The sequence below is a fragment of the Rhodoferax sp. ZS1R8 genome (assembly GCF_056521325.1).
This window is the reverse complement of record NZ_JBWMBA010000094.1, coordinates 1-1,326: the sequence shown is the minus strand read 5'-3', so window position 1 is coordinate 1,326 and position 1,326 is coordinate 1. Positions and strand designations below refer to the sequence as shown.

Below are 1,326 nucleotides of genomic sequence, written 5' to 3'. Positions count from 1 at the left end.
GGGGCGAAGAAGACATCCGCCTGCGCGGATTTTCGCTGGCCACCAGTGGTGACATCTTTGTGGACGGCATGCGCGACCCGGCCTTCTATGACCGCGACACTTTCAACAACGACCGCATCGAGCTGTTGCGCGACTCTGCAAGCATGTTGTTCGGCCGTGGCTCCACGGGCGGCGCAGTCAACCAGGTGTCCAAGGCACCGCGCGCCGTCAACCAGAACGAAGTGACCACCACCGTGGGCAACTTCAACTACGGCCGAATCACCGGTGATTTGAACGTCCAGACCAGCGAAAACGCCGCCCTGCGTATCAACGCCATGGTCACCAAGGCCGACAACAACGGTTCAGGCAGCAGCATCAACAAAAAGGGCGTAGCAGCCGCCTACCGTTTTGGCATTGGCACAAGCGACGAATTTTTGGTTGGCCTGTACGCACTGGAAAACAACAATGGCATGAACTATGGTTTGCCATGGATCAGGCCCACTGCCAGTGCGCCCATTTCGGCCGTCACGGAAAACGACAAGCTGGACCCGGCCGCCTACTATGGAATGGCCAGCGATTACAGCAATGGCACTGCCAAATACATCACTGCCAGCCACGTACACCGCAATGATGGCAACACCGAACTCAAGACCGTGATCCGCAAGGGTGCTTACACCCGCGACCAACGCGCCGGTAACGTACGCCATTGCATTCGCAGCACCAATGCCACCACCGGCTTGGTGACCAACCCCCAGTGCCCCACAACCGTGGCGCTGGACACCTTTGGCCCCAACACGGCAACAACGCCAAGATCCAGGACCTGGACTCGCTGTACGGCCAAAGCGACTACAACCAGAAACTGAACGCTTGGGGCCTCAAACATGAGATCCTGGCCGGACTGGACTTTGCCCGCGACAGCAAAAACGTATTTGGCGTATCCGCCGTGACCAAACCCACCATCCTGGCGGGCAACCCCGCAGACGGTGAAGTGGACTTGACAGGCCACCTGACACCCCAGTGGGAGGTGTTTGGCTCCTATATGTGGATGCCCGATGCCATGATCGACATCGCCTCCCCCACAGCTGGCTCGGGTGAGCGTGCTGGTGAGCGCCCTGCGCTGACCCCTATCCACAGCGGCACCGTGTGGACGACTTACAAGCTCAATACGCAGTGGCGCGTGGGTGCCGGTATCAACTTACGCGGCGAACAGTCAGCAAACCGCAACCCAGGCTGGATTGCGCCTGCCTACAGCACGGTGGACTTGATGACCGAGTACACCTTCAATGAAAAGGTGTCACTGAAAGGCAATGTCAGCAACATCAACAACGTGGTGTATGCCGACTCGCT

At 58.7% G+C, this 1,326-nt stretch carries 2 protein-coding genes; both read left to right on the top strand.

Annotated elements, in window-relative coordinates:
- Window positions 1-842, top strand: an 842-nt coding sequence (locus AC097P_RS24075; RefSeq protein WP_479612951.1) for a TonB-dependent receptor plug domain-containing protein, incomplete at its 5' end; no start/stop codon positions are given.
- On the top strand, window positions 734-1,326 hold a 593-nt coding region (locus AC097P_RS24070), incomplete at its 3' end, for a TonB-dependent receptor domain-containing protein (RefSeq protein WP_479612950.1). The genes AC097P_RS24075 and AC097P_RS24070, both read left to right, overlap by 109 nt.